Origin of the sequence: Micromonospora sp. NPDC051296, from assembly GCF_040682255.1 — a bacterium.
Classification (GTDB): Bacteria; Actinomycetota; Actinomycetes; order Mycobacteriales; family Micromonosporaceae; genus Micromonospora; species Micromonospora craterilacus.
On record NZ_JBFBAO010000326.1, the window covers coordinates 1 to 8,148 of the forward strand.

5 protein-coding genes are annotated in these 8,148 nt (G+C 65.8%); 4 read left to right on the top strand and 1 reads right to left on the bottom strand.

The genetic code is table 11. From position 1 onward, the window contains the following. Window positions 1-1,284: 1,284 nt before the first annotated feature. Together AB0M52_RS26635 and AB0M52_RS26640 are read left to right on the top strand one after the other, a co-directional pair. Window positions 1,285-1,566 carry a hypothetical protein gene (locus tag AB0M52_RS26635; RefSeq protein WP_363959055.1) on the top strand — a complete coding sequence of 94 codons (282 nt, stop codon included), beginning with the start codon at window positions 1,285-1,287 and terminating at the stop codon, window positions 1,564-1,566. Between the two features lie 436 nt (window positions 1,567-2,002). Next, the gene (locus AB0M52_RS26640; RefSeq protein ID WP_363959058.1) at window positions 2,003-2,689 is read left to right on the top strand and encodes a hypothetical protein; all 687 of its coding nucleotides are present in this window, start codon (window positions 2,003-2,005) and stop codon (window positions 2,687-2,689) included. Between the two features lie 206 nt (window positions 2,690-2,895). Here the strand turns inward: AB0M52_RS26640 and AB0M52_RS26645 are convergent, their stop codons facing one another. Next, window positions 2,896-3,111 carry a winged helix-turn-helix domain-containing protein gene (locus AB0M52_RS26645; protein ID WP_363959060.1) on the bottom strand — a complete coding sequence of 72 codons (216 nt, stop codon included), beginning with the start codon at window positions 3,109-3,111 and terminating at the stop codon, window positions 2,896-2,898. A gap of 555 nt (window positions 3,112-3,666) precedes the next feature. Here AB0M52_RS26645 and AB0M52_RS26650 point away from each other — a divergent pair. Next, on the top strand, window positions 3,667-3,963 hold the full coding sequence (locus AB0M52_RS26650; RefSeq protein ID WP_363959063.1) for a hypothetical protein: 297 nt from the start codon (window positions 3,667-3,669) through the stop codon (window positions 3,961-3,963). A 965-nt stretch (window positions 3,964-4,928) separates the two neighbouring features. Continuing rightward, a partial coding sequence (locus AB0M52_RS26655) for a DNRLRE domain-containing protein (protein WP_363959066.1) occupies window positions 4,929-8,148 on the top strand: 3,220 nt, incomplete at its 3' end.

The window sequence follows — 8,148 nt, forward strand, 5'->3', positions numbered from 1 at the left end:
CAGCACTCAGCGGAGTGTCACGCATCAAGTGAAGCCAACCTGTAACGCATCAACCGAAGTACGACAACCGGCTACCGGCCGGGGTGGGAGGACTTTCTGTACGTCTATCAAGGCGGCCCGCAACGGGCCGCACGCGCCGCCGCCTGGGCGCGCGTCCGTCGCTCCGCTGGCGCTCCGACTCCGGCCACGCAACACGCCCGGCGGCTGGCGCGGAAGCGGGATGCCCAAGGGGCCGCCGCAGACGGGAGGGGTTTGGGAGTGGTGGCGGTTCGTCGCCGGCAGCCGGCCGCGCCGCGCCCGAGCGACGCGGCGCAGGGGGAGGGCACGCCGGGTCCGTGCGGCGGGTCACGGGTGGCGGACCGGTGGCGGTTACTGCGCCTCCGGCGGGGGCACAACGACTCCAGGATGGCCGGGGCTGCGTCGGCGGGTCGCGGTCCGTGGGTGGTTGCGGTGGCCATCCCGTCTGCCGTCGACCCAGGCGAGCCGAGCAGACCACCGCCCGACCCGCCAGCGTCCGTACGGGTGTCAAGGTCCGCTTGACGTGGCGGGCCGGGCGGCGGCCCGCTCCCCAGACGGGCGGGTCGGCGGCAGACGGGATGGCGCTACAACGCTTTACGGTTTTTGGTCAGCTTTTCTCAATCAGTACTATCAACAGCGTCACAACCGGCGTAGTAAGGGCTGCAAGTGCAAGTACCAGACCTCGGAGAGCGTGAATGTAACGCAGAGCCAGATGGCTTCCATCTCCTTCGACCTGATGGCCTGACTCCCCTTGCCTTGATAAGGTCACATCGGCCTCCTCTTCGTCATGCTGGGCGACAGCGGGCGGTCATATGAACGGCACCCGGGCCATGGGTGCCGTTCATTGCGTTAGAGGAAGCGTTGCAGGGCTCAATGCCCGCCAACAAGGGTTTGGTGTGGCGTGGGTGTGGCTTCTTTCGCGCCACACCCAAACTATTGCTATCGGATACGAGTTGTGGTAGATGGCGCTGCCGTGTGCCCGCCGGGGTGAACGTCAATGATGATGTTGGACAGTGCGTGACCGCTCAGTCGACTGCTCGCGCAGGTGGTCGACCGGCGATGGTCCTCACACCGAGCCGGTCGCCGTGCCCGATGCAGGGGGCAACACCGGCGCGCAGCGGCACGCCGGCTGCGGCAAATTGGACGCTGCGTGCTCGCCCGCCAGGTGGGACGGCTCCCCACGGTGCAGATCAACGCGATTCCCAAGCTGAGCGTGCACACCGCCGAGGACCGTCGAGGTTTGCGCCTAGGCGCTACCCTGCTGCCGTGTCTGAGCCGGAGACGAGTGACCACAGTGTCGTGACTCAGCAGGCCCGAGCGACGCTGCCCTATCGCCTCGCCGTGTGGTACTTGCGATCAGCGATGGTGAGCTTGCCCCTGGCTTTTATCGACTTTGACCGCCTATGGCCGATCTGGCCATCGGTCATCTTCCTGAGCTTCATCTGCGTGTTGCCAGTACGCTATATGGCGTGTTTTGAGTGGAAACTATCGCAGAACGATCTCGCAGCCATGCTATGGCGAGACGCTTTTAGCCCCCGTTTCCGCTAGCCGCTCACGGCGGGCTGCCTCTTCGCGCTGCATTGCCACGTGCGCAAAGCCCGCCATCGCGAGTCGTCATCAACCGGTCTGCTGGGTGACTAACCGGGTGACGACCGGCAAGCACCCAGCCGGACAACCACGGACGTCAGTGGACGGTCAATGGCAGCTCACGGCCATGTCGGCGCTGGTCCCGGCGACCCGGAAGTTCCTTCACACATAAGCGGTCAAGGTGCGCCGACAAGCGGCCGGGCGAAGCTTGACATCCATGGGAGCGTCGGGATGGCGATTGGTGCCCCGGACTATGACGGTTGTTGCCCGAACCCGGGAAGCCAGTCAAGATCACCCTCATCGTCCTGAGGCTGTGGAGGCAGGATCGACGACAGTTCCTCATCATCGTGAGACTGCGCCTCCGGCTGGGTGCTGGTGTCGTTGATAGTGTTAAGGCGTGCCTGCTCATGCGCGCCTTTCCCTCGTGATCGAAGCCGCGAAGTCGCTTGCTGCAGGACTGACGAACCCGACGCTGCTCGTCACACTGCACCGCGACATCGATAAGCTGAGCGGCCTCGACGGTCGCAGGCTGGGGCGTTCCACCAAGCAGTACGCGCTCCGCTGGGCGATCTTTACCATGTCCTATGCAGCCGTCGAAGCGTTCTTCAACGACGTCCTCCGCGATCCCACGAGTCCGCGCGCACTGCCGCTGAATCCGGACAAGCTTTACCAAGCTGGCGAACTATATGGCGTCAAGCTCTTCACGAACGACTGGGGTGTGCGGACGCGGGTCCAGGGAACCGGAGCTGGCAATCGATCCAGGTGGGCCGTGTTCGCCGGCAAGCAGTCCCTCGGTGCCTACCTGGCGGACATGAAAAAACTCCGCGACCTGCTCAGCCACGGTCAGGACCCTCGGGCGGCGTCGAACGCTTCGGGCGCACTGTGGACGTTGGCGAACGGGGGCCATTCGATGCGGCTCATGGGCGCAGAAGGTTTTATTCAAGCCGCCTGCGATCTATCTGCCCAGACGGTGCTGGCCTTCGGTGGTGACCTGATCGACCTCCCGGAGTGGCCCGAGCCAGCTAGATCAGGGCTCTCGGCGGAACCGCGCCCGGCGCTGAAGCTCTTGCCTGCCGACGCATAGATTTGCCCCTTCACGGCCGGCAGGTTGGACACCCTGACCGGCATGGGGCCCGGCGCCAACAGCAACCGGCCGGGACGAGGGCAACCGCCGGCGGCCGATAACGGACAGCCGCCCGAGGTCGCAGACGTGGACGGACCTTGCCGGACCGAGCGCTCAGAACTCTTACAAGCGAGGGGTCCATGCCGAGCAGATTGGGTGTAGGAGCCTCACTCGGCGACGAAGACACCGACCCCTGGCAGCGTCTCGGTCATTCCCTTGATCCGTAGTACCTGCATGGCGCGATCGATCACCGGCTCGGTGACCTCGTAGTGCCCGATCAGTTCTCGTCGGCTGGGCAGCTTGGAGCCCGGTGGGAACTCGCCGGATGCGATGCGTTCAGCGAGGTCGTCGGCGATCTGCTCGTAGCGGTAACGCGGTGGCACGTGGTTCTCCTCGGTTGGCAACACGAGTAGACCACCTACGTCAGCCCTTGACCACCCAACGCTACCCATGGGAGGTTGGCGGGGAGGTCGGTTCCCTCGGTTGGCGCTGTTGGGCCGTCCTCGCCGACGTGGATGTCCGGCGCATTCCCCCGCGTTCGGGCATCCACGTCTTCAAGTAGCTGCGGCACAAGGAGGTGGCGGTGCTCCCTTCGACATGGCCGAGAGGAACGCGTTTGGACCGGGCGCGCAACGAGCCGGTCAATCGGGTCTCCTACGACGAGTACGTCCTAGCCGTCGCGCTGACCCTGGCCCGCCGACATCGGCCAATGTGGTCCTGGCAGCACTGGCGGCGCATCTGTCAGTGCGGAGCCGACCTGCCGTGCCGTGCCCGGCACCGAATACCGATCAATCGTGGGCACTGGCCGCAGGCGGGTGAGCAATGAGCGGCGGATCGGAGTGGGTGATCCTCGCGGCGCATGTTCAAGGGCTCGCCGGCTTGTGTGTCGGTTGCCGGGTGGCTCACGCGAGCGTCGTCCGATTTCTGGGCGGTGCGCGATGACCACCCACGGCCCGGTCATGCCGATCTGGAGCTGCGGGGGCTGCGACCTGCCGTGGCCGTGTCCGACGCGGCGGCGGGAGCTGCGCGCGGAGTACGCGGACGCGCCGGTGTCGCTGGCCCTCTATCTCGGGGCCTATCTCATCCAGGCCGCCGAGGACATGCCCGGGGCGCCCGCCGGCACCCTGCACCGCCGTTTCATCGGCTGGACCAGAGAGCCGCCGGAAGTACAGCAGCGAAGTACAGCAACCGTGCCACCCGCACCCGACCGGGACGAGCGCCACCAGGCCGGATGACCTCGTACGACACCTGATCCGACCGGCCTGCCAAGAGTTCACACCGAAGAGGTCACTGGTTCGATCCCAGTATCGCCCACCATAAATATTCGCAGGTTAGAAGCCCGTGACTGGAAGCCCCGGTAACGGGCTTCTGGCTATTGACCCCTTAAATCGGGAGCAGGATGGGAGCAGACCGCTCCCTGATCAATCACCATCGTGCTCGTGCCCTGACAGTGAGATCCACATCGTGGGAGCTTGGTGCTCCGCTGGTGCTCGTCCGCCGGCTGCGCCCTGTCGCTTGACAGGTCGGACCGGTCGAGGGCGGGGCCATCAGGCCAACTCTCGCCGTCTTCTGCCCGTCGCGCAGCCCACGCCCGAGTTCACCTGCCACGATGCGCTCGTCATGCACGCCGGAGATGCCTCAGTCGACGCGCTCTGTCTCACCTGCTCGGACCGGCACGCCTGGACCGGAAAGCGACGAGCACCACGACCGTCGCCGTCACCCGTCACCGCCTGACCGGCGCTGGAACTGACCTCGCACTGTGCCAGCGCGAACGCGACGACACCGCCGGCCTGATCTCCGACAAGGTCCGTCATGAACTCAGGACGTCACCATCTTCGTTGGTGGCCACCCAGATGATGCGGCCGGCAGAGCAGCGGCGGTCGCTGGACGCTCCGGCGTACCACAAGGGCTGACGAACTCACGGGTTCCGTGGCGCCGAAGCCGCGTTCTGCCGGCCGATCCCGCGTTGAACACTGCCTTCGCAGGTGGGGTGGACCCGGCACCGTCATCAATCTCGGGGTCGGGCTGGACTCTGTCGGAGAAGGAGTACGGCGACGATCTGCAGGCGGTCCGCTACCTCCTGGCCACCAGCGAAGAATCTCGCGAATCTCGATCTCCCAATATGTTGAGGGTAGGGCTCGGTGTATCGCTAGCCATTACCTTCCACTCACCGTGTTGATCAACGGACGGAGAGTGGCAGGTGAAGAGAAGGCTGAGGAGACCGCTGATCGCGGTCCTGACGGTCGCGCTGGTGGCCGCACTGGGCGGGACGCAGCTCGTCCGCGAGTCGAGAATGGACAGCGCGGCGAGTGCCGGACCGGACAGCGCGGCGGAGACCGATGACGAACCGGGCCTGCTGGACCGGATCGGGAACGCCGCGCGGAACCTGGTCAACGGTGGACCGCGCCCGGCGGAGCCGGAGGTGATCAGCGCCGGCCTAGCGGTCAACGAGAAGCTGCCGCCAGCGAAGGAGTGGCCACCCCAGAAGCGGGTCAAGGAACGGACCGCCGAGCGGACCGCGAACAGCCGCGTCTACCAGCTCTCGGACGGGCGGACCCAGGCGGAGATCTCGGCGGTGCCGTTGCACTACCGAGACTCGAAGGGCCGCTTCCAGCCGATCGATACGAAGGTCGGCCCGGTCAGCGAGAAGGGTTACGTTCAGGGCAACAAGACGAACACGTTCACCAGCTTGTTCGGTGACAGCTCAGATGAGTTGGTCCGATTCGAGCAGGGTGGCCGGAGCATCGAGTTGGGTCTGGCGGGGGCGGCGAAGGGTGTCACCCCGAAGGTGTCCGGCTCGACCGTGACCTATCCGGGTCTGGCCGGCGGCGCCGACGTCGTCTACGACGTCACCTCGACCGCGCTCAAGGAGAAGATCGTCCTGCATAGGGCGCCGAGCGGACCGGCGTCGTACACGTTCACGTTGGACACCGCCGGTCTGTCCGCGCAGCAGCGGGAGGACGGATCGATTGCGTTCGTCGGTCCGGACGGCGGTGATCCGATCTTTGTGATGCCGGTGCCGTTCATGTATGACGACAAGGACGACCGGCTGTCCCCGCACGGCAAGGTGTGGAGTGACAAGGTCACTCAGACGGTGGCGCAGTCGAGCGGCAGGTCGACGATCACGGTGACCGCGGATCCGGGTTGGCTGGCCGACCCGGCGCGGGTGTATCCGGTGGTGATCGATCCGACGATCAGGGTGCGGCCGGTGCCGGCCGACGGGCAGGACGTGGCGATCTACTCCGGCAACGCCACCAGGAACTACAACGACACCTATCAGTTGCGGGTCGGCACGGATGCGAGCCACATCTGGCGGTCACTGCTGAAGTTCGATGTGCATTCTTCGATCCCGGCGAACACGGTCATCGATGATGCCCAGCTTCAGCTGTACTACTCGCAGACTCACACGCAGTGGGCGTATGACGTGCCGATGGAGGTGCGGCGGGTCACCGAGCCGTGGGCGGAAGGGGACGAGAGCGGCCCTCTCGAAGCGACGTGGCAGCGTATGAACGGGCACATGGCCGACGCCCCGGCGGGCAATGTGGTGATCAAGGACGATGGCGACTCGGGGACCTCGGTGACCGGGTCGTGGCCGTGGTCGGGGAACGCGACGTTGACGCCGAAGGCGGTCAACGGCGACTACCGCTTCAATGGCGGTTCCAGTTCGGCCGACACTCACACGTGGGTGCCGACGATCACCGAGACGGGTGACTACCAGGTGGAGGTGCACTACGTCGGTGAGTTCGATCGGCCGGCGGCCGCCCGATACACGGTGCATTTCAGTGGTGGCACGCAGCCCTACGACGTGGATCAGCGGACGCCGACGGCTGCGGGCCGGTGGGTGACGCTGGGTACGCACCGGTTCGTGGCGGGCACGAGCGGCAAGGTGGTCCTCAACGGGGCGACCGGCACGTCGGCGATCGCGGATGCGGTGCGGTTCACCAAGGCGGGCGCGGTCAAGCAGAACGGGAAGTCGAGTGTGTGGAACTCGTTCCCGGTCCGGAATCTGGTGCAGGACTGGGTGAACGGGACGCACCCGAACCACGGTTTCATGGTCAAGGCACTCGACGAGGCCACGAAGAACCGTGGCGGACCCATCTATGAGGCGTCGGAGTACGCGTACGCCAACGATCGGCGGGATTTCAACCTGCCGACGCTGGTCGTCACGTACGGGCGGCCGGGTGTGGCGGTGAATCCGCCAACGACGATCACGTCGACCGGTGCGGTGTTGGACTGGCCGGCTTACGTGAATCCGCCGAGTGGCAGCGGCGGCAACATCGTGGAGTATCAGGTGCACCGCAGTGTGCATCAGAACTTCACGCCGTCGGCGGCGACGTTGATCGCGCCGGTCGCCGCGGGTACGCGTACGTATCAGGACACCTCGGCGGTGCCGACGGCGGCGGACAACACCAACCCGATGGACCGCAAGTTCTACTACTACATGGTCGCGGTGAAAACGCAGGACGGTGAGGTGATCGCGGGTCCGACGCAGCCGGCGATGCTGCCGAAGGCGGGTCAGATCACCCGGATCTACCGCACCGGTGTCACCGACACCACCCTGTCCGCGGCCCGGCAAACGCAGAACGTCAACGTCTACGACGGTGACCCGTACGTCGGGGTCGGCAACAACTCGACCGTCTACGGCGACACGCGTGGGCTGGTGAAGTTCCCGACCCTGACCGGCATTCCCGACGATGCGCAGGTGGTCAACGCCGAGCTGAGGATGTGGAACACCTACCTGTATCCCGGCACCAACACCAACGAGTACGTCGACGTCTACCGGCTCACCCGTACCTTCGACGAGACGACCGCGACGTGGCAGCGGGCGAGTTCGGCCACCGCCTGGAACACCGCTGGTGGTGACTACGACACCTCCTGGAAGGCAGGCTTCAACGGGTTCACCAACGACCCGGAATGGTCGACGTGGGACGTCACCAGCCCAGTGAAGGGGTGGGTCGTCACCCCGGACAGCAACCACGGGTTCCTGCTGCGGCAGCGAGACGAGGTCAGCCAGACCGCCCGGGCGATGCTGCTCTCCTCCGAGGGTGCGGAGCCGCTGCTGCGGCCGACGTTGGAGGTCACCTACCTCGAGCAGACCGCGGAGTCGACGTACTACGCGGCGGAAACTCCGCAGTTGCTGCTACCCGAGGCCACCTACGCCGTCCCGGTCACCGTCTCCAACCCCACGTTGGAGGCCTGGAACACCTCCGACTGGGAGTTGTCCTACGACTGGATGCGGTTGGATGAGGCCGGCGAGCCGGTGGACGCCACCGACGAGAGTTTCGAGTTGCGTACTCCGTTGCCGGGCAATGTGGCTCCGGGTGGCACGGTTGACATCACCGCGCAGGTGAAGGCGCCGCCGTCGTCGGTCGATGGCAACATGCGTACGGAGTATCTGCTCAACTGGGACCTGCGTAACA

What these genes read in the sequence shown, in the direction of transcription:
- AB0M52_RS26650 (WP_363959063.1), top strand. Translation starts at nt 3,667, where the DNA reads ATGACCACCCACGGCCCGGTCATGCCGATCTGGAGCTGCGGGGGCTGC.